The organism is Nonomuraea sp. bgisy101 (assembly GCF_057708945.1).
Genome location: NZ_JBYITD010000011.1, coordinates 246,015 through 263,038, shown reverse-complemented (window position 1 = coordinate 263,038; position 17,024 = coordinate 246,015). Strand labels below are relative to the sequence as shown.

Annotated in this window: 17 protein-coding genes; 6 read left to right on the top strand and 11 right to left on the bottom strand. The window is 63.3% G+C overall.

The window, feature by feature from the left end:
- Nucleotides 1–85: 85 nt before the first annotated feature.
- The gene (locus AC3EO4_RS22725) at nt 86–451 is read left to right on the top strand and encodes a GntR family transcriptional regulator (RefSeq protein WP_358144106.1); all 366 of its coding nucleotides are present in this window, start codon (nt 86–88) and stop codon (nt 449–451) included.
- Here the strand turns inward: AC3EO4_RS22725 and AC3EO4_RS22720 are convergent.
- On the bottom strand, nt 414–572 hold the full coding sequence (locus tag AC3EO4_RS22720) for a hypothetical protein (protein WP_431897614.1): 159 nt from the start codon (nt 570–572) through the stop codon (nt 414–416). The genes AC3EO4_RS22725 and AC3EO4_RS22720 overlap by 38 nt on opposite strands.
- Nucleotides 569–766: a hypothetical protein gene (locus AC3EO4_RS22715; protein WP_431897612.1), complete on the bottom strand. Its 198-nt coding sequence runs from the start codon at nt 764–766 to the stop codon at nt 569–571. Before AC3EO4_RS22715 ends, AC3EO4_RS22720 begins: the two co-directional genes overlap by 4 nt.
- 148 nt (nt 767–914) lie before the next feature.
- Here AC3EO4_RS22715 and AC3EO4_RS22710 point away from each other — a divergent pair, with 148 nt between their 5' ends.
- On the top strand, nt 915–1,655 hold the full coding sequence (locus AC3EO4_RS22710; RefSeq protein WP_431897610.1) for an XRE family transcriptional regulator: 741 nt from the start codon (nt 915–917) through the stop codon (nt 1,653–1,655).
- Nucleotides 1,656–1,657: 2 nt separating this feature from the next.
- The gene (locus tag AC3EO4_RS22705) at nt 1,658–2,134 is read left to right on the top strand and encodes an NUDIX hydrolase (protein ID WP_431897608.1); all 477 of its coding nucleotides are present in this window, start codon (nt 1,658–1,660) and stop codon (nt 2,132–2,134) included.
- Here the strand turns inward: AC3EO4_RS22705 and AC3EO4_RS22700 are convergent.
- The 4 genes from AC3EO4_RS22700 to AC3EO4_RS22685 all read right to left on the bottom strand — a co-directional run bounded on the left by AC3EO4_RS22700 (nt 2,098) and on the right by AC3EO4_RS22685 (nt 4,524).
- Nucleotides 2,098–2,790, bottom strand: a complete 693-nt coding sequence (locus tag AC3EO4_RS22700) for a DUF6000 family protein (protein ID WP_431897606.1) — start codon at nt 2,788–2,790, stop codon at nt 2,098–2,100. The genes AC3EO4_RS22705 and AC3EO4_RS22700 overlap by 37 nt on opposite strands.
- Nucleotides 2,791–3,073: 283 nt before the next feature.
- A complete protein-coding gene (locus AC3EO4_RS22695) occupies nt 3,074–3,646 on the bottom strand; it encodes an HD domain-containing protein (protein WP_431897604.1) in 573 nt (190 codons plus the stop codon).
- A 73-nt stretch (nt 3,647–3,719) separates the two neighbouring features.
- The gene (locus tag AC3EO4_RS22690) at nt 3,720–4,169 is read right to left on the bottom strand and encodes a GntR family transcriptional regulator (RefSeq protein ID WP_431897683.1); all 450 of its coding nucleotides are present in this window, start codon (nt 4,167–4,169) and stop codon (nt 3,720–3,722) included.
- Between the two features lie 10 nt (nt 4,170–4,179).
- On the bottom strand, nt 4,180–4,524 hold the full coding sequence (locus AC3EO4_RS22685) for a hypothetical protein (RefSeq protein WP_431897602.1): 345 nt from the start codon (nt 4,522–4,524) through the stop codon (nt 4,180–4,182).
- A 283-nt stretch (nt 4,525–4,807) separates the two neighbouring features.
- Between AC3EO4_RS22685 and AC3EO4_RS22680 the strand changes: the two genes are divergently transcribed.
- Both AC3EO4_RS22680 and AC3EO4_RS22675 read left to right on the top strand, forming a co-directional pair.
- On the top strand, nt 4,808–5,425 hold the full coding sequence (locus AC3EO4_RS22680; RefSeq protein WP_431897600.1) for a phospholipase D-like domain-containing protein: 618 nt from the start codon (nt 4,808–4,810) through the stop codon (nt 5,423–5,425).
- A 543-nt stretch (nt 5,426–5,968) separates the two neighbouring features.
- Entirely contained in the window at nt 5,969–8,626 is a 2,658-nt protein-coding gene (locus AC3EO4_RS22675) for a TrlF family AAA-like ATPase (RefSeq protein ID WP_431897598.1), read from the top strand.
- A gap of 291 nt (nt 8,627–8,917) precedes the next feature.
- On the opposite strand, the gene AC3EO4_RS22670 is transcribed toward AC3EO4_RS22675, so the two are convergent.
- Together AC3EO4_RS22670 and AC3EO4_RS22665 are read right to left on the bottom strand one after the other, a co-directional pair.
- Nucleotides 8,918–9,388 carry an IS3 family transposase gene (locus tag AC3EO4_RS22670; RefSeq protein WP_431897596.1) on the bottom strand — a complete coding sequence of 157 codons (471 nt, stop codon included), beginning with the start codon at nt 9,386–9,388 and terminating at the stop codon, nt 8,918–8,920.
- A gap of 78 nt (nt 9,389–9,466) precedes the next feature.
- Nucleotides 9,467–9,673 carry a hypothetical protein gene (locus AC3EO4_RS22665; RefSeq protein WP_431897594.1) on the bottom strand — a complete coding sequence of 69 codons (207 nt, stop codon included), beginning with the start codon at nt 9,671–9,673 and terminating at the stop codon, nt 9,467–9,469.
- A gap of 195 nt (nt 9,674–9,868) precedes the next feature.
- On the opposite strand from AC3EO4_RS22665, the gene AC3EO4_RS22660 reads away from it, so the two are divergent.
- Nucleotides 9,869–11,302: a DNA phosphorothioation-associated putative methyltransferase gene (locus AC3EO4_RS22660; protein ID WP_431897592.1), complete on the top strand. Its 1,434-nt coding sequence runs from the start codon at nt 9,869–9,871 to the stop codon at nt 11,300–11,302.
- Nucleotides 11,303–11,513: 211 nt separating this feature from the next.
- Here the strand turns inward: AC3EO4_RS22660 and AC3EO4_RS22655 are convergent, their stop codons facing one another.
- Genes AC3EO4_RS22655 through AC3EO4_RS22645 form a run of 3 tightly spaced genes read right to left on the bottom strand, consistent with a single transcriptional unit; the run spans nt 11,514 to nt 17,022 of the window.
- Nucleotides 11,514–12,347, bottom strand: a complete 834-nt coding sequence (locus AC3EO4_RS22655; RefSeq protein WP_431897590.1) for a phosphoadenosine phosphosulfate reductase domain-containing protein — start codon at nt 12,345–12,347, stop codon at nt 11,514–11,516.
- Nucleotides 12,344–15,925: an ATP-binding protein gene (locus AC3EO4_RS22650; protein ID WP_431897588.1), complete on the bottom strand. Its 3,582-nt coding sequence runs from the start codon at nt 15,923–15,925 to the stop codon at nt 12,344–12,346. The genes AC3EO4_RS22655 and AC3EO4_RS22650 overlap by 4 nt, the downstream gene beginning before the upstream one ends.
- Nucleotides 15,922–17,022, bottom strand: a complete 1,101-nt coding sequence (locus AC3EO4_RS22645; protein WP_431897586.1) for a DUF4007 family protein — start codon at nt 17,020–17,022, stop codon at nt 15,922–15,924. The genes AC3EO4_RS22650 and AC3EO4_RS22645 overlap by 4 nt, the downstream gene beginning before the upstream one ends.
- Nucleotides 17,023–17,024: the final 2 nt, after the last annotated feature.

Genomic DNA, 17,024 nt, shown 5'->3' with positions numbered 1-17,024 from the left:
TTATTTGTCCTAGCCAACATAGTTAACCTAGTTGGCTCAGTTGTCAATGTTGGCGTGGGTGACTTGGTGTGGTGAGATTGGAGCGATGGTCAAGCACACCGGGCGGCCCGGCTACCTCCAGATCGCTGACGATCTGCGCTCGCAGATCCGCGGCGGCTCCCTCGCGCCCGGCAGCCCGTTGCCCTCCACCGCCCAGCTCGCCGAGCGGTACGACGCGTCGCTGTCAGTGGTGAAGATGGCGGTCGGCATTCTGCGCAACGAGGGCCTGGTGATCGGCCAGCAGGGCAAGGGCGTGTTCGTCCGTGATGTCGACGCGGCAGCCCCGGCCGGGGATCTCGCGGGCGAGGTCGCCGACCTGCGCTCCGCCGTACAGGAGCTGTCGGTACGGCTCGCGCAGGTCGAGGAGCAGCTATCTACGTCCACGACACGCCCCGCCCCACGTAACCGGTAGCCATCCGGTCGCGAAGGCTCGCGCTCATGGCCCTGTCGGCGCGGTGAATGCTCACCACGATCATCACGAAGCCGACCAGGACGGCGATGCCGAGAACCGCAGCGACGACCAGCGCGATCATGACCAGATCACCCCAGTCTGGACGCTCTTGCGCGGGCCGCGCGGGGGACGGCGGGTCTGGCCGCGACGCGAACGCTTGCCCGCCTGCTTCCTGGCCCAGCGGTCACGCGCCAGGCACTTGAGGCAGCGGGCCTGTCCCTCGTCCAGGACCGCGCCGCACTCGCACGCGGGGGTCGGGTAGATCTCGTTTGTCATGTGATCACCACTCCTTTCAGTCGCCGTTCTTGCTTGCGAACTGAGAATGCGACGGAGTGTGAGGACGAGATCACTACAGGACGGGACATGTTCAAGACGTCCGGCTTACGATGTCGAGGTCCCTGGGCGTCCTCCCGGAGCAGGTGAGATGGCGAACGAACGGCTACGCGCGGCACTGCTGGAACGCGGGGTGAGCATCGCGGATCTGGCGGATGCGATCCGAGTCGATCCCAAGACGGTCGAGCGGTGGATCACCAAGGGGCGCGAGCCGTACCGAAAACACCGATATGCGGTGGCTTCCTACCTGGGCACGGACGAGACCTACCTATGGCCGGAGGCGCTCACACGCGAACAGGTGGCGTCGGCGTCCGAAAGCGAGGTCGTCCGCGTCTACCCGCATCGCTGGGCCGTACCCCGGGACGCGTGGGGACGTCTGTTCGCCGAGGCGTCCGAGGAGATCGGAGTCCTGGTCTACAGCGGCCTGTTTCTCGCCGACGACGCGGGCATGGTTCGGATGCTCGGCGAAAAGGCCGGCGCGGGCGTGCGGGTCCGTATTCTGCTGGGCGACCCTGACTGCGCCGAGGTCGCCCAGCGTGGCGAGGACGAGGGCATTGACGGTGGCATGGCAGCCAAGATCCGCAACGTCCTTGTCCTCTACCGGCCGTTGCGCGGACGGGAGAACGTGGAGATCCGGCTGCATCGGACGGTGCTCTACAACTCGATCTACCGCGCTGACGACCAGTTCCTCGTCAACACCCACGTGTACGGCACGCCAGCGGGCAACGCGCCGGTCTTCCATCTGCGCCGAGTCCAAGGCGGCGACATGGTCAACACCTACCTCGACAGCTTCGAGCGGGTATGGGCCGAGGCCATCCCGGTAGGCTCCTGAACATGGGCCGCCGCATCGACTTCTACGACGATCCCGCCGCGCCCAAGCCGAACAGCCTCGTCCCATCGGTGAACGTCGTGGTCACCAACGAGGCCGGGGACGTCCTGATGATCCGGCGCTCCGACAACGACAACTGGGCCGTCCCAGGCGGCGCCATCGACCTGGGCGAGTCGATCCCCGCCGCAGCCGTACGGGAGACCGTCGAGGAGACCGGCATCACGTGCGAGATCACAGGGATTGTCGGCACCTACAGCGACCCCCGCCACGTGATCCTCTACACCTCCAACGGCGAGGCCCGACAGGAGTTCTCGCTCGTCCTCACCGCGCGGGCGGTCGGCGGCGAGGCGACGCCGAGTGACGAGTCCCGTGAGGTCCGGTGGGTCCCCCGCAGAGAGGTCGCCGCGCTGCCGATGGATCGGTCGATGCGGATGCGGATCGAACGTTATCTATCGGGGGCGTCGTCGCCGTACATCGGCTGAGCCCGGCGCTCTTCCACGAACCGTCGTCCCCGGGGCAACCACTCCTTCACCGTGCCAGTCATGCAGCTCTCGGCGAAGGCGCACAGCTCGTCCATGAGGGCCTTCTCCTCAGCAGGATCCACCTCTCGCACCGCCGAGCCCTCCCACAGGCCCCCTGGGGCGAGGAAGCGAGCGGCGTGATCCGTTCCACGGAGTTCATCAAGGCAGAGGAGAGCGCCCATCGCGTCGTTCTGGTCGTAGCGACAGTCCAGCTGAGGGAGGTATCGATCCAGGTAGGCAGTCAGGAGGGCGGCGTCCTGCTCTTCGGCGAACCTGGCCAGCGCGAAGCAGTACGCTCCACCCGCGTAGACCATCTCACTTTCCAACAGCAGCGTTCCGAGCCGTTCCCGGAACCGCGTCCGCCGGTCGAGGCCGATCAGCCAGGCGGCGGTCATACGGGAGCGCCATTCGAAGGCCAGCAGCAGGTCAAGGTCATCATCGGTGATCCGTCGCGCATGTCTGGCCAGGGACCGCCCGAATCGGATCAGCTTCCGGTCAGGCAGGTCCATGAAGGAGCCCATGAGATGCCAGTACCGCGGGTACTCGCCTGTCTTCGTGCCGACATAACGTCGGACGACGGCGACCTGCTTGAGCTCGGACAGGGTCGGTAACCACATGGGGTCATCATGCCTGGATCGTGCAGTCCGGCCCATTCCCTGCGGTCACCGCGAGCGCCGTCGCCATCGCTCAGTGCTCCACAACTCGATCTACCGCGCCAACGACCAGCTCCTCGTCACCACAGGCGAGGCACGACAGGAGTTCTCCGTCGTGCTTACCGCGCGGGCGGTCGGCGGGGTGCCGACGCCGAGGGACGAGTCCTGTGAGGTCGGTGGGGCGCCTCCGCGGGAGGTCGCTACGTTAACGATGGACCGGTCGATGCGGATGAGGATCGAACGTTACCTAACCGGCGAAGGCGAGCCGTACATCGGCTGAATCAAGCCGTTCCCGCACGGTACGGACGGCGGACAGGATGCACGGGGTGGCCTTCTGGATGGTGCCGGTGACTAGGTGCTCGGGGCCGTAGCGGCTGCTGATCTCGGCCAGACGGTCTTCCACCTTGACCGGGAGGCCGTCGGGGCTGGTGGTCATGTCGCAGAAGGTGATGGCCTCGACCAGGTCGGGACGCTCCATCGGGAACTCGCGCTCCAGGATGTCGAGCAGGCCGCGGTCTTCGGCCTCGATGGCAGCGCAGGTGTGGTGAGCGACCAGCTTGCACAGCAGCTCGTCGGCGCCGTGGACGTCGCGCAGGTAGCGGGCACCGTCGATCGGGTGGAACCCGGTGTCGACGAGGTCGGGGGCATAGCCAATGTCGTGCAGCCAGGCGGACATGGCCAGGAGTTCGGCGTCCTCGCCGAGGATGGGGGCGATCTCTTCGCCTCGTGTGCCGACCCCGCGCGAGTGCTCCCAGCGGCGGGGCAGCGGCTGCTCCAGCAGTTGGTTGGCCAGGCCTCGCGCCCAGGCAACGTGTCTCATGCTGTTCACGATAGGCAGGAGGCCCGGAGGGGAAGCTAGAGGATGAGTTGGGACGTCCCGGGACGTCCCAGACTTACCCTTCGCTGACGAACCGGCCCTTGCCCGGGTGGGTGCTGACGAGGCCCTCGCGCTCCAGCACTGCCAGCGCCTGCCGCACGGTGTTACGCGAAGCGTCGTAGCGCTGCCGTAACTCACTCTCACTCGGTACAGCGGAGCCGGGCGCGAGGCCTCCAGCGGCGATCTGGCCACGCAGGTCGGCGGCGATCACTAGATAGCGGTACGGCACAGCCTGCGTGCCCGACACCACACGCCCCTTGGCCGGGATGGTCACGATCAGGCCCTCACCCTCCAGGACGGCCAGGCCACGCCGAGCCGTGTTGCGGGCGACGCCGAACTCGGTGCACAACTCCGCCTCAGACGGCAGCGTGCCCGCCGAATACTCACCTGCCGCGATGCGCTCCCGGAGTACATCGGCGAGCTGGCAGTAGACCCGCCAGCCGGTCAACCACCGCGATTCGCGCATGGTCACGGCGTCAGGAACGATGAGCGTTGACGATCTTGCTGAGCTCGACGCCGATCTCTCCCTGCTCGCCCTCGTTCCAGCCGTTCGCGGCGACTTCGGCCAGGCGCTCGACAGCGGCGAGCAGGCGCAGGCAGGTCACCCGCTCATCCTGCTGGTCGCCCCAGTAGAACCAGCAGAACGCCAGGTGCACGAAGACGCGGCGGGTCCGGAAGCGGCTGTCGACGACGTCCAGGCCAGGCCGTCCGTCTTCGGCGATGACGAGGACCGCCGGGATCGTGCGGGCGCGCAACTCGTCGCGCAGGGCTGTCAACAGGCGCTCCTGGTAAGCGAGCTGGTCGGGGCGGGTGTTCACCATCGGGACTGTCCCTTCGATGTGGTGGGGCTTGTCCGTCGAGGGTCTCCAGAGGTTAGGAATCTCTACACCGCAACCCTGGGACGTCTAGGGACGTCTCGTGTTAGCGTCCCTGGCAACAGGCGGTTTTGCTTGAGGGGCGGACCGGATGAACCAGCACCTGCGTTACGCGCTCGCCAACGCCAGGCTCCACGCGACCGATCTCGCGGCACGCCTGGCTGTGGACCCCAAGACGGTGGAGCGGTGGCTGCAAGGCCGCGTTCCCTACCCCCGACATCGATGGGCCGTGGCCGACGTTCTCCAGGTCGACGAGGCCGACCTTTGGCCTGAGGTGGCCGGGTATCGCCGAACGATCCTCGGCGAGATTCAAGCGGTGTATCCCCACCGTCACGCCGTACCGCAGGCGGTATGGCGGCAACACTTCGCCAATGCGGCCAGGGAGATCGACATCCTGACCTACAGCGGGTTGTTTCTCGCCGAGGACACCAGCGTCATGCTGAAAATGGCTGAGCGGGCTCGCGTGGGAGTGAAGGTGCGTGTGCTCCTGGGCGACCCCGACAGCCCAGAGGTGGCAGCCCGAGGGGTGGACGAACACATCGGCCCGGACGTCATGGCAGCCAGAATCAGAAACGCCCTCGTGCTCTACCAGTCTCTCCACGACGTCCCTGGCGTGGAGGTCCGCCTCCACAGCACGGTCCTCTACAACTCCATCTACCGAGCCGACGACCAACTCCTCGTCAACACCCACGCCTACGGCATCCCAGCAGCCCAAGCCCCGGTCACCTACCTCCAGACCGGCGAGGAGAACGGGACAGCAGCCGTCTACCTGACCAGCTTCGAGCGCGTCTGGAACAGCGCTGCGCCGTATCCGAGCAAGATCGACACGGTTAACGCCCCTGAGTGAAAGCAACTTATCTACACGTCATCAAGCCGCCGCCCGATGGGCGGCGGATGGCCGGGCGGTCCGGGCGGGCGTGCGGCCTCTCCGGGCCGGTCCCGCCCGGCCGCCCCGCCTCACTATCGAACGAAGGCAATCGAGGGCCAGAAGGTGCACCAGGTACCGGCGAGACTCCGGTCTCTCGCCTACTGCCGCGGCCGGTACCCCAGAGCGTCCGAAGTCGTCAGGCAAAATCTCAGGTTTTGGATCGCCCCTATTCGTAGATAAGGCATAGATAAAACACAAGGCGTGTACGAACTCGGACGGCCGCGGACTCTCGGAGACTCACTCAACCGCAAGAGGACCGCGCGAGTTGCTGCTCGTGTAGCACGATAGATCGCTCGCTACGTCCATGGCCTTGAAGCACTGGTTCGTCCAGCCAGATATTGTGACGGAAGGGGCAAATGCACCTTGAGGTACATGTGGGCAACCTGTGCGTTTTGCTTCCGCCGGTGCTGCTTTCAACTAAGATGCAGAAGTTCTATAGGACAACCCTCAGGAGGATGCTGCATGATCGAGACTTGGACCGTTCTACGCGAGGGGGCTCGTTGGTATCGATGCGCCTTGCAGGTTAACCCCTTCGCCTATCTTGTTATTCACAAGAAGCTTGATACAGCGTATCCAGATGAAGAAAGCTACAACGCTGCTCTGATTGCTGCACTTAAGGCTAGCAAGGTCGACGTAATAGCTATTACTGACCACTGGCGCGTTGATAGTGGAGAGAAGCTTAGACAGCAGGCAACGTCAGCGGGAATCGTTGTCTTCCCCGGGTTTGAAGCCACTAGCAAAGAAGGCGTGCACTTGCTCGTCTTGTTCAACCCGGACGTGACGGCAGAACAAATCAACAGATGTATCGGCGAGTGCGGCATCAGAGCAAATTGTCAGGACTCGGCGCCAGGCCTTCTCAATATCGATGACCTCCTTATTCGCGCCGAGCGCTGGAACGCTGTAATCATTGCACCTCATGTTACAACAGACGCGGGGCTGCTCGGTCAGCTAAAAGGGCAAGCCCGTATTGTAGCTTGGACCAACCCTCGCCTCCGTGCTGCGGGGCATTCAGGGGGAACGCCCTCTCAGGCCCACGCAGATATCCTCAAGGGGAAGAACTCCGAGTATGCGAGATCCACTCCAATGGCTCTCATAAACGCAGCGGATATCAACGGGCCAAGTGATGTAGAAAAGTCAGGTTCAACAACCTGGATCAAAATGTCAAGCCTAACAGCGAGAGGGCTCGATCTAGCATTCCGAACTCCCGCAACTCGTGTCGAGCGAGGATCTCTTGCGGCTCCAGATCACCCAGTAATCATTGGAATTGAGTGGGCCGGCGGTTTCCTCGATGGAGTGCGACTTCGCCTCAATGAATCACTAAATACTCTGATCGGCGGACGCGGTTCCGGGAAATCCACAGTAATCGAAAGTATTAGATACGCTCTTGATGTCGAGCCGCTTACCGCTAAGGCCGTAGAAGAGCATCGATCTATGGTAAATGATGTCAACGTCTTGGGAAGCGGCACACAAGTTAAGCTTCTCATTAGATGCCCGAAGCCAGCGTCATCGGAATATGTCGTGGAGCGGAGTGTTCCCGGGCGTCCTATCGTACGTACTATCGATGGCAAGGAACTGCAGTCCACACCTTTCGATCTGGTCGGTAATATTGAAGTTTACGGTCAGCGGGAACTTGCGGATCTTGCGCGCGACAAGAAGCAGCTAACGAGCATGATAGCTCGATATATGCCTCAAGCCAGCGCACATTCGGAGCGGCTCTACGAGCTCAAATCCAGGCTTGAAAAATCGCGCAACAAAATATTGGACCTTCAGCGTGAACTCAAGTCGATCGAGGAAAAGCTCGGGCGATTGCCCGTACTGCAAGAGCGTCTTCAGAACTTTGATAAAGCTGGAATCGCGGAGCGGCTCTCAAGCCAGAGAAAAATTCAGCAAGAAGAAGCAATTCTTGGCCGAGCTCTCAGTTCAATAGAAAACGTCGCGCGTAGCTCGAAGGACTGGCCGGAAACACTGGCTGTTGACACTGCCTATCTTGAGATCGAGGGAGACGTGGAGCTGCCAAACGCGGCTCTCCTTGAGAAGGCTAAGTCGATTCTCGTCGACCTTAATACCTCGATGAGTAGCTCAATCACAGACATTCTCTCCTCTCTGGGAAGGGCGAGAGAGGAGCTCGAAAGCGTCAAGGAGGAGTGGAGTCAGGCTAGCTCTAGCATCCGGTCAGCACTCAATCAAGCTTTGCGCGCTCTTCAGCCTGATGGGATAGATGGAAATGAATATCTTCGGCTCACCCATGAGGTGAACTCTCTCGAAGCTCTCCGTCCACACCACCAAGAACTAATTACATGCCTGGAGAGTTTGAAAAGCGAGCGCCTGCAACTGCTTGTGCAGGTCGAGGAGCTGCGCAAGGATCGCCTGCGTGACCTCAAGTCGGCGGCAAAGAAAGTCGGTCGGAGACTAGTAGGCGCAGTACGTGTTGAGATTGTCGAAGGTAAAGATAGAAGCCCTCTAATAAATCTGGTGGATACTCGCCTGAGTGGCAGAAAGGAAAAGATCCGCTCCGCTATCGAATCTGCTGCCATTTTGTCGGTCCGAGATCTTGCCGATACTTGTCGCCAGGGAGTAGAGGAGGTAATGAATGCATACGCAGTTACTCCGATGCAGGCGGATCTACTCGCTAACGCCGGCGAAGAGTTCTTTATGCTTATTGAGGAGACAGACCTTCCGGTAACTACTGAACTTGAGCTGAATCTAGGCACAAAGCAGGCGGAAAATTGGCGCGCACTCGATCGCCTTTCCACCGGACAGAAAGCAACTGCTCTCTTGCTTATCCTCCTACAAGAGGGCAGTGCGCCCCTTATCATCGACCAGCCAGAAGATGACCTAGACAACAGATTTATCTACGATGAGATCGTTCCGAAGATACGATCCTGCAAAATCAAGCGCCAACTTATATTTGCTACACATAACGCTAACATTCCTGTGCTGGGTGACGCCGACCAGATTGTCACGCTCATGGCGTGGGACGTTGGAGGACGGATTACCGGCAGCATAGATCCTGAAGGGTGTGGATCAATTGATGACCAGGGGGTTCGCGAAATAGTAGAGGAGCTACTTGAAGGAGGTAGAGAGGCGTTCGATAATCGCCGCTACCTCTATGGCTTCTGAATTGGATGCCCGAGCACCAGAATGTCGGCATCTTCTACCGAGTTTGTATCACCGGGTGGCCAACTCCGGTCTGAGCCGAACGGCGAAACCGCCGAGTCCGTCTGGACCCCGATTCCCGACGTTCCATGCCTTCGCCGATCATCGTTGGTCGATGTCGGCCTCGCTCTGGCACAGACCCTTCCGGCAACTGGCCATGTCAATCCCGTCCCGGTCGGCGGTTTGATCCAGCACTGAGCGTTTTCACCCAGAGCGGCGGCGGCCGTCTGGAGTTGCCCAGGCTTGATAGACACATCAGGGCTTGCGGCTACGCGGCAGCATAGTCGCCAGGTCGGCTCTCCCATGAGGTGATGTCTGGCAGTCCAGAACCGGTTCGGCTCGACCTGCGCTGAACTTCCGCTTAACCAGGTCGGAGGCGGCGACGGCCTGCCGGTCCACGATCGTCGTCCGGCAGCCCTTACGCCTACTCACCCTGGCCAGCCCAGCTCGGCGCATGAGCTGGGCCACGCGTTTGCGGCCGACGCGAATGCCGCCGATCTCCCGCAGGTCGGCGTGGATGCCCGGCGCCCCGTAGATCTCATCGAAAGCCTGATGATGTTCGCGGATCTTGCCGGTCAGCTCGGCGTCGCGACGCGCTCGAGTAGACGGGCCGCGCCCCTGGCGAGCCGCCCAGGCGTAGTAGCCCTGGCGCGACACACCTAGCACCCGGGCCAGCAGGGAAACCCCGTGGTGGTCCTTCTCCGCATCGATCAGCCCGAACTTCATCTCGGCAGATCCGTCTCCCGCGCGAAGAAGGTCGCGGCCTTACGCAAGATCTCCTTCTCCTCGCGGAAAATCTTGTTCTCACGACGCAGCCGGGGCCAGCTCGTCCTTCTCCGCGCTGGTCAGGCCATCGGCACGACGACCATCATCCAGATCGGCCTGGCGCACCCAGACACGGATCGACTGCGTGGTGGGCTGGAACTCCTTGGCCGGCTCCTCCGGCGACCGTCCCGCGCGCACCAGCTCCACCATCTGCCGGCGAAACTCCGGCGGATAGTTGTTCGGCACGGTGAACTCCTTCTTCTGGGAACCAGGGTTCCTCAGAGATCAGGTGTCCACCAAACCGGGGCAGGACCACCTCCTCCCCTGCGAGGGACCTACCGCATAAGGTTCGACGATGTAGGCAAGATCGACCCCTTGATGAGGCGGCGAGACGCTCCAACCAAATAACCTTCGAAGCGTCTTATGAGGTGAGAGGCATCGATGACACAACAAGGGTGGCGCAGCGATAGGCAGTTGACGGCGATCGGCCGCACCGGCATGTCCGCGCCGGCCCGACAAGCCGTGATCGATTTGCAGATGGTGCCAGGAACGTCCGTTCTCGACTACGGCTGTGGCCGGGGTGGAGACATACGTGCTTTGCAAGGTCTAGATCTCAATGTCTCCGGTTGGGACCCGGTCTACTTCCCGGACGGGCGATTGGAGCCGGCCGACATCGTGCTGCTCACCTACGTCCTGAACGTGATCGAAGATCGCGCCGAGCGACAACGTACCCTGAAGCGCGCGTGGGAGCTGGCTAAGACGGCACTAGTGGTATCTGCGCGCCTTCGTTGGGAGCGCAATCAGATCAAGGGTGAGGAGCACGGCGACGGGATCCTCACCAGCCGTAACACCTTTCAGTATCTGTTCGCGGCGGGCGAGCTCCGCGACTACGTTCAGGACACGACGAGCGTACGGTGCCTGTCGGCCGCACCGGGCATCGTGTACGCATTCAAAAGCGACAATGCTCGCCTGCGCTACATGGCCCGACGGGTGACGCCTAGCTCGGAGTGGCTTTCCTCTGAGGATGCGGCCTCAGCCATCGACGCCGTTGTTGACTATCTGGAGCGGCGTGGGCGTATTCCTCGCCTGGAAGAGATGCCCCTTGCGATGGCAGGGCTTCTTGGCAGCCTGCGTCCAAGCGAGCTGCACCGCCTTGTTCATCAATCGGCAGATCCGACAAAGGTCGAGGCCGGAGCCAAGCGGACCACACTAGATACATTGCTCTTCCTGGCCGTGGAGCTGTTTCACGGTCGGGGCCCCTCTAGCAGCCTGCCCTTGACAGTCCAGCTCGATGTACGCGCTTTCTTCTCCTCCTACGCCGAAGCCTGTCAGCGCGCGGACCGACTGTTGCTCAAGCTGCGTGACGACGGCTACGTACGGCGGGCTATGACCGGCTCGGTGGCCGGGAAATTCACCCCGACCGCCTTGTACGTCCATCGACGCGCGATCCACCGTATGCCTGTCATACTCCGCCTTTACGAGCATTGCGCCAGCATCGCGGCCGGCCGCCCCGCCGACTGGACCATCGCCAAGCTCCGACATCAAGGCCGGGGAGTCAGCTGGCTGGACTATCCCGACTTCGACACCGATCCACATCCTCGCTTGCTGTCGTCCTACACCGTTGACCTGAAAACACTGAAGTCTTCATTTCTGTCGTACGCCAGTTCAACCAACCGGCCGCTGCTTCACCGCAAGCACGAGTTCCTCGCCTCTGACGACCCCGACGCGCCTAAATACAGGCGGCTGACTGACGCCGAGATCAAAGCCGGCCTTTACGAGCAACCACACCTGATCGGCACCGAAGATGGCTGGCGGGAGGCACTAAATCGATGCGGTCGGGTGCTACGCGGTCATCGATTGCTACATCTTGGATAGAGACAGGGATCCGAGATCGATGACCGCGTGAGCCGTTCACACCTCATCGAGCGTGCCATGCGAGCGATGGGTCTGCTGTTGTCGGACGCCACCTTCCAGAGCAGCCAGTCGTTCGATATCTGGTGTCCACGAACGGCTGGCAGCAACGGGCCGCCTCGCGGAGAGCATCCGCGAGGCGGGCCTGAGCGATAGGGTACGGGCGCCAGCCTTATCAGAGGTGGCAGACGGAGCAGCCAGCCTCGTCATCATCGGAGTCGAGGGCGTCACTAAGCACTTCCAGGAGGGGCCGGTTGGGCTTGATGCGCTTGGCGGCTCGCTCCAAGGCTGCCTGGTGCTTGGCCTCGATCTCGTCTTTGCGCGCTATCAGCTCTGGAAGGGACTCACCCTGCGACCAGGTGTAGTTGCGGCCCTTCATGGCGGTGTGGCGGTATCGGACCTTCTCCTCGTACTCGACGGCCCGTTCGTACAGGTCGGGGTGCCGTTCCTTGAGGCCGACCCACTCGTGCTTGCGCTGGAAGAAGCAGAAGTAGCAGCCTGAGCGAGTGCGCCACTCGTAGTAGTCGGGAAGACCGATGCCAGCCTCGTCGAGGATCCGCATCACTCCGTCCTTGTCGATGCCGTCCTCGCGGAAGGGAAAGACGGCTTCAATATTCGGCTTGGTGCTGACGTAGCCGAGGCGGTTCTCGTCGGCGCGGATGGCGACGTAGGAGATGACCTTGTCATCACCGACCCAGTCTTCCAGGGGCTTGATCTTTAGGTTCTTGGTGCACCAGCGCATCTGGGGGCTGGGCAGAGTGCCCTGGTAGACCTCCATCCAGTGGTCGAAGTCGCGGTCGGCGTTCAGCCGCACGATCGACTTGCCCAAGGCGGCCTCAAGCCGATTGAGGTACTCGTAGGTCTCAGGCAGCTCAGCGCCGGTGTCGCAGAAGAAGTACTCCATCTCCGGGACTCGGTCGCGCATATAGACAGCGAGCGCGGAGGAGTCCTTGCCGCCCGAGATACCGAGCACGTGCCGGACCTTCTTGGTGTCGACTTCTTCGGTCATCCCTCTGCCTTCCTTTCACTCGCCGCTGTGGCGGCATCTGTCACGCGCTGAGCGAGGGCAGCGAGCAGAATGCGTGCGCCATCCGGGCCGAGCGCCTTCTCGGCCTGCTTCAGAACGTCGACGGCGAGGGTGTCGGCCTCGCCACGGACCTGCTCGGGCACGTAGACCAGGGTGCGCTGCTCTACGCCGGCGCTGTCGGTCAAGGTCAACAGCTGCGCGTCGAGCTTCTCTTCCCGGCCACGGATCTCACGCCCGGCATAGTGCAGGTGCCCGACGCGGTCGAGGGCTGCAGCCATCGCCCGGGCTTTCTGGGGGAAGACCTTGGCTTCGTGGTCGTCCCAGTCTCCGAGGGCGGAGTTGGTCAGGCGTACAACGATGGGCTCAAGCCAGTCGTCGTCTTCGAGGCTGTCACTGAGGACGAAATCGACGAAGCCCCGCAGTTCCGGTGCCAGCACGGCATCTGCGAAACCTCGCAGACGGGCCGCGAGCTGGGTACGCAGCTGGGGCAGTTCGGCTGGCAGGCGGAACTCCTTGGCCAGTACTCGGACGACCTCAGCGCGCAGCCGATCGTCGATCGCGACGAGTTCGTCCGCAGCCGCGGTGAGGCGTTCGACGTAAGTGTTCGCCGCCTCCGTGTGGGCGCGCGTGCGTGCCGGGATCTCGGGGAGACCGAGAGCCTTCGGCAGTGCGTGGAAGACCAGTTCGTCGGGGTCCACCGCCTTCGCGATGGTCGCGCGCACGGCGCGAGCGTCGGCAGAGATGTTCTTGGTAGTGCGGGCGTACTTGTTGAGGTCGGCCACCCGAATGATCAGGGCACTGGCGACCGCGAGCAGGTCGGGGTTGCGTAGAGCCTTGGAGCGTGGTGCTTCCACGCCGAGGGAGATCATCAGCTTCTTAATAATGCTGCCGCGCTGGCCGTCTCCGGCCGGCGTGTACTTCACCGAGAAGCGTCCCGGGCCCTTAACGAGGCGTTCGACCACGTCGATGGTCAGCCGGGGCAGGTAGGTGCCTTCCTCGAACAGGGCGACATCGTGCCGGTGGATGACGAGGGCTGGCACGAGGAACACCGGAATGACTCCGGCCTTGAGCCCGAAGGGCGGGCTCATCAGGGTCCGGATGACCTCCTCGATGCTCAGGCGCTCGGTGGCACCGGTGAGTATCTCGTTCAACGCGTTCCAGGCGGGCTGGGCGTGCTCGTGGCCTTCCCCAGGCGAGGAGAAGCCGTAGGGAAGCAGGCTTTCCTGATGGCTCTCGGCCTGGGCCACGCCGTTCTCGCGATGCAGGCCGAGGTAGGCCAGCACGCCGCTGTACATGGCGCGCTCGGGTTTATAGCCGCCAGTGAAGCCAAGGTTCTTCTGCCCTGATGCAGAGAACATGGCCGTCAGCAGTATGCCGCGAGCCTGGGCGGCCTGGCTGGTCAGGACGTGGCGGCCGAGCATCTCGTTGCGGATGTGGGGCGTGTGCGGGTACACCGATTCGCAGGCCAGGGAGACCAGCCCGCTGAGGCTCCGGGCCGTCAGGTTGGAGGCGGCTGGTTCTTCGCCGGGGGCGATGCCGCTATGCCACAGGCTCCACGACGCCTCGGAGGATGGCGGGTAGAAGGCATCCTGCATCAGCTCCCGCAGTTCCGCTTCGGCCTGCACAATTCGCTCGGTGACTTCCCGCCGGGCGACGTGGTCGAGGCCCTGGTCATTGCTGAGTTCCTTCAGCGCGACCAGGTAGGTCGCCGTCGTGAGCACCACGTCAGGGTGTGGCGTGGTGCTGACGAGCACTGGCAGGGGCGAGTCGACGTTCGGCCGGTCGGCATCGGTGCCGAGGTGGAAGACGACGAGACCGTCGGCAGGCTCCTTCAACTTGTCCGGGGCGGCAACTGTCTTGGTCTCCGGACCGCTGACCGCAGTGTAGAACACGCGCATCATGCCGGTGACCTGGCTATGGCGGCCAGCCACGAATGCTTGCGGGACGAGACTGGCGAGACGATCGATGACCGAGGCGTCATCGAAGTGGCTAATGATTTCCTTGAGCCGGCCGTCGATATCGACGTCCGTGCCCTGCCAGACCCGGTACTCGCCACTGAACTCACGGTGGACCACGAAACCTCGGCGGACGAGGTCGGCGAGTCGCTCTTCGAGCGCCGTGAAGGCATCGGGGTCAGCGATCTCAGTGGGATCGTGGAGAGCGAAGTGGATCATCGGCGCGGTGGCGCTGAGGACCCCATCGGAGTCGATCAGGTTGAGGACACCGATGGTCTTCAGAACGTCCTGATCGGGGTCCGGGAGGCCGTTGGCGTCCCGGATGCGCGAGTCGACCTCGATCCACCGGCTCGCGTTGGCGGAAGCGAGCAGGGTGGTTCGCCCAGAGTTGAGGAAGTAGTCGTACAGCTGCGGCAGTCGCACCGTGCTGGCACGGTCGGCCTTCTCGCTGCTGTGCCGGGCCAGCGAGTGGCGGACGGTATTCGGTTCCCCGCTGTTGAGGAAGCCTGAGATGCTGCGGTCGTGCTGGCCAATTTGGGCAGCGAGGATCGGTGCGGCGAGGGCCGTGATGGGGTGCAGCGGATAGAGGTCCGCGAAGTGTTCGGGTCCGAGTTCAGCCAGGACCCCTAGGCCATGGTCCGTCCAAATTTCCGCGGACGCCTGGGCCGACGCGGTAATCAGTGCCTGTCCTGCTGGGCTGACCGCCGAGTGGTCGAGGTAGCGCCGCAGCAGGTGTAGGGAGTCGCCGTAGTGAGGGACGAAGGTGATGTCCTCGAAGCGCCCTTGGATCTTGGCCCATTCGCGGGTTTTGAGTTCGCTGGACCGTGAGGCGTAGTCCATGAACGACAGGTGCTGCAGAGTCATCAGGTAGACGGGCAGCCCATTGGGGCCGGCCGACTTCTCCGCGAGTTCCTGCAGCAAGAACAGGTCGTGCTGGGCATCGGCGAACTCGTTGTGGCCAGCGAGGTGTTCCAGCGTCTTGCCGAACTCGTCGATGACGAGGAGCAGGGGCTGCTGCCCGTCCGCCGTCAGTGCGGCAACCGCGTCGAGGATGTCCTTCGCACTGGCAGTGTCTGGGTCCGCGCACGCCGCGAGGGCCGCGGCGATGGCCTTCGAGATGCGCTTGCCCCAGCGTCGCTCCGCCGCGGTGTGGAGGGCCCGGGCGAGCGTGGCGACCAGGGGTTCACGGCGTGCGGTGGCTACGCCACCGAGGAACCCGTCAGGGGCGATGGCGTCGCGTGCTGCGGCCAGGCGCTGAGCGAGGGCGGGGCTGGCCTCGTCGAGGATGCGCTCGGCCTCGCTGCGCCGCTGGGCGTCCCGCCCGAGCAAGGCATCGATGAAGTTGGACAGAGTGGACTTACCGGATCCGTATGGCCCGGTGAACGACCAGGCGCGGGTCCGGCGTTGGTCGGCAAGTGCGCTAGCGATGCGTTCCAGAACGTCGACCGCCCGGGCGCCGACGTAGGGGTCGTGCAGGGCGTCCGTGACGTCCCGCTCGAGGTTCGTCGAGCGCATCTGAGAGCCGACGAGTTCGACGCCGGCGGGGAACTGCGGGACGGAGGTCGCGGGGCTGCCGGGGGTCCGCGTGGGGGTTGCGGTGGTCACGCGGTCTCCTCAAAGAGTGGCTCGGCGGTGTCGGCGGTGTCGGCGGACTTGGCGGTGAGTTCCTTCTGCTCGGCCTCGGCGAGCCTGGGGAACTTGGCGGCCCATTCTTCGCGGGTAGGGAAACCGGGGCGGCGGGTGACGAAGTCGTACTGCTCGTCGAGCACCTCCCAAGCCAGTGCGAAGGGGTCGGCCGCGAACGCGAGGCTGCGCTGTCCCACGGCCTCGGTCAGGTTGAGTTGCGGGTGGTCCGCGGCGACCTTCTGCAGCGCCATGACGATCTCGTTTTCTCCGACGCGGAAGGCTCGCCCAGGGGAACCTGGCTCGTTGGCCAGGCGGGCAACGGAGATCGAGTTGGCTTGACGGGAAAACTTGGCGGCGTAGTCGAGGCAGGCATAGGCCAGGACCCGGGCGGGTAGCGTGGTGCGGTGCCCGCTAGTGAACTGCCACTCCGGCTTGCCACGCGTGCCGACAAAGGTAAGGAGGTCAAGGTCGCGGAAGGGGCAAGCGAGCAGGTCCTCATAGCTGCCGGGGGAGCCGGCCTTCTCCGGAGCGCTGCGCGCGTACATCTTGGTCAAGCAGTCGATATCACGGACGATCGAGGCTTCGACCGGGCCCTCCTTGTAGGAAAAGTTCACATGCCGGGTGACGACCTGCGTCATGTCCGCCACCGTGAACCGGGAGAACGGCGCGAGGTGGAAGGCCGTGTACCAGGTCGGCGCCCAGCATTTGGCCCCGGGACGGGAAGAGACCAGCCACCAATGCAGCAACCACAGGCTGCCATTTTCTTCCAGATAGGGGTCGGCGCCGTCATCGTCGAGCAGCCAACGGGCCTCCCACGTGGGGAAGGAGTACTTGGAGCGCGCCCCGCTCGTCGGGTAGTGCTCGCGGGTCAGCTTGAAGGCCCGCGACCAGTAGCGCATGGCGTTGACCATGTTCTTGCCCACGCCGAACAGCACCGGGGCGTCATCCGCGAGGAACGCGCTCGGGTCGTCTTTGACCTGCGTATACGCCTTGTGCAGCCAGCCGAAGCGGGGCGCGAAGGTCTCATGTCGCGCGAAGGAAAAATGGGCGGCTTCCCCAAGCCGGCTGTCTGACATCC

Coding starts and splice junctions, on each gene's coding strand:
- AC3EO4_RS22725 (WP_358144106.1), top strand. CDS start 86: ATGGTCAAGCACACCGGGCGGCCCGGCTACCTCCAGATCGCTGACGAT.
- AC3EO4_RS22720 (WP_431897614.1), bottom strand. CDS start 572: ATGATCGCGCTGGTCGTCGCTGCGGTTCTCGGCATCGCCGTCCTGGTC.
- AC3EO4_RS22715 (WP_431897612.1), bottom strand. CDS start 766: ATGACAAACGAGATCTACCCGACCCCCGCGTGCGAGTGCGGCGCGGTC.
- AC3EO4_RS22710 (WP_431897610.1), top strand. CDS start 915: ATGGCGAACGAACGGCTACGCGCGGCACTGCTGGAACGCGGGGTGAGC.
- AC3EO4_RS22705 (WP_431897608.1), top strand. CDS start 1,658: ATGGGCCGCCGCATCGACTTCTACGACGATCCCGCCGCGCCCAAGCCG.
- AC3EO4_RS22700 (WP_431897606.1), bottom strand. CDS start 2,790: ATGTGGTTACCGACCCTGTCCGAGCTCAAGCAGGTCGCCGTCGTCCGA.
- AC3EO4_RS22695 (WP_431897604.1), bottom strand. CDS start 3,646: ATGAGACACGTTGCCTGGGCGCGAGGCCTGGCCAACCAACTGCTGGAG.
- AC3EO4_RS22690 (WP_431897683.1), bottom strand. CDS start 4,169: ATGCGCGAATCGCGGTGGTTGACCGGCTGGCGGGTCTACTGCCAGCTC.
- AC3EO4_RS22685 (WP_431897602.1), bottom strand. CDS start 4,524: ATGGTGAACACCCGCCCCGACCAGCTCGCTTACCAGGAGCGCCTGTTG.
- AC3EO4_RS22675 (WP_431897598.1), top strand. CDS start 5,969: ATGATCGAGACTTGGACCGTTCTACGCGAGGGGGCTCGTTGGTATCGA.
- AC3EO4_RS22670 (WP_431897596.1), bottom strand. CDS start 9,388: ATGAAGTTCGGGCTGATCGATGCGGAGAAGGACCACCACGGGGTTTCC.
- AC3EO4_RS22660 (WP_431897592.1), top strand. CDS start 9,869: ATGACACAACAAGGGTGGCGCAGCGATAGGCAGTTGACGGCGATCGGC.
- AC3EO4_RS22655 (WP_431897590.1), bottom strand. CDS start 12,347: ATGACCGAAGAAGTCGACACCAAGAAGGTCCGGCACGTGCTCGGTATC.
- AC3EO4_RS22645 (WP_431897586.1), bottom strand. CDS start 17,022: ATGTCAGACAGCCGGCTTGGGGAAGCCGCCCATTTTTCCTTCGCGCGA.